Source organism: Candidatus Cryptobacteroides sp., from assembly GCF_056207615.1.
In genome coordinates, this window is record NZ_JBAEER010000059.1 from 1 (window position 1) to 1,659 (window position 1,659).

General features: G+C 52.5%; 3 protein-coding genes. All 3 read right to left on the bottom strand.

Annotation, left to right across the window (positions count from 1 at the left end):
• Positions 1–1,037 (bottom strand): ketol-acid reductoisomerase (gene ilvC, locus AC06ND_RS03740; protein ID WP_475677652.1); only part of this gene is annotated, 1,037 nt, incomplete at its 3' end.
• 33 nt (positions 1,038–1,070) lie between these two features.
• On the bottom strand, positions 1,071–1,382 hold the full coding sequence (locus AC06ND_RS03745; protein WP_475677653.1) for an ACT domain-containing protein: 312 nt from the start codon (positions 1,380–1,382) through the stop codon (positions 1,071–1,073).
• The coding region (locus AC06ND_RS03750; RefSeq protein WP_475677654.1) for a thiamine pyrophosphate-dependent enzyme at positions 1,372–1,659 on the bottom strand (288 nt) is incomplete at its 5' end. The genes AC06ND_RS03745 and AC06ND_RS03750, both read right to left, overlap by 11 nt.

Consider the following 1,659-nt stretch of genomic DNA (forward strand, 5'->3'; position numbering starts at 1 on the left):
TTCTCTGGACGGAGCTGGCGTACGGTAACGGCAGTCTGCCACATCTCTGACTCACGGAGTGCCTTGAGCTCCTTCTCGAGGCCCTCACGATAGTCTGGCTTAGAATTGGCGTCGATAGAGATCTGAGCCTCGTTTCCGCACTTCACGCTAGCGTAGAGCTTCTCAACTACAGGCTTGCATGCATCGTGGAATGGGCCCATCCAGTCGAGTGCACCGCGCTGTGCGGTGGTAGAGCAGTTTGCGTACATCCAGTCCATACCTTTCTCAGCGAAGAGAGGCATGAGTGACTGAGTGAGCTCCTCAACGGTCTCGTTGAATGCCTCTGAAGGAGTGTGGCCGTTCTCACGGAGTACCTCGTACTGTGCGAGGAGGAGACCCTGGATAGCACCCATGAGCGAACCGCGCTCACCGGTAAGGTCTGAAGTAGCCTCACGCTGGAAGGTAGTCTCGAACATGTAGCCTGAACCGATACCGATACCGAGTGCGAGGGTACGATCCATTGCACGGCCGGTAGCGTCCTGGTAAACTGCGTATGAAGAGTTGAGGCCGCGGCCCTCTACGAAGAGACGGCGGAGTGAAGTACCTGAACCCTTAGGGGCAACCATGATGACGTCAACATCAGCTGGAGGTACGACGCCGGTGCGATCGTTCCAGGTGATAGCGAAGCCGTGTGAGAAATAGAGAGCCTTACCTGGGGTGAGGTAGCCCTTGATGGTTGGCCATACTGACATCACTGCTGCGTCAGAAAGGAGACACATGATGATGCTTGCCTTCTGGCATGCCTCCTCGATACCGAAGAGGGTCTCACCTGGTACCCAACCCTCAGCAACTGCCTTCTCGTAAGTCTTGCCTGGGCGCTGTCCAACGATAACGTTGAAACCGTTGTCCTTGAGGTTAAGAGACTGGCCAGGACCCTGCACACCGTAACCGATGACTGCGATGGTCTCGTCCTTGAGGATTTCTCTTGCTTTCTCCACTGTGAATTCGTCGCGGGTAACGATGTTCTCGATAACGCCGCCAAAGTTCATTTTTGCCATAGTCGTTTTCTTTTTTTATTAATTATTTCTTGTTTATCTCTTGTGCTTGTCAATATAGCTTGCGAGGATTTCATGCTCCTTCACAAGATACTCGTTGTCCACGTAGTAGAAGGCCTTGAGCACATCTACCTTCTTCTCTATGTGCTTCACGATGGATTCCACCTTGTCAATGGTGGTCCTTGTCTTGAAGGTGAACCTGTGTACTCCTTCGAACTCCGATGGTTCGACGTTCAGGGTCTCGATGTTGAGGCTGCGCCTGGTGAAGGCATTCGCGATCGCACCGAGGAGTCCGACCTGGTTCTCGGAATAGACCGAGACCACGAAAAGATGCTCGTTATTCTCCATAATCAAACCAATCATCATTGTTCAACATAATCTCATTGACGTTCTTTCCAGGAGGAATCATAGGGAATACCATTCCTTCCTCGAGAACGTGTGCGTCGAGGATGTAAGGCTTGTCGTCAGAAAGCATCTCCTCGATCGCCTCCTTGAGCTCTTCCCTCTTCTCCACCTGACGGTACTTGATGCCGTACGCGCTGGCGATGAGAGAGTAGTCAGGGTTGATCATCCTGGTATATGAGTAGCGCTCGTCATAGAAGAGCTCCTGCCACATGCGCACGTT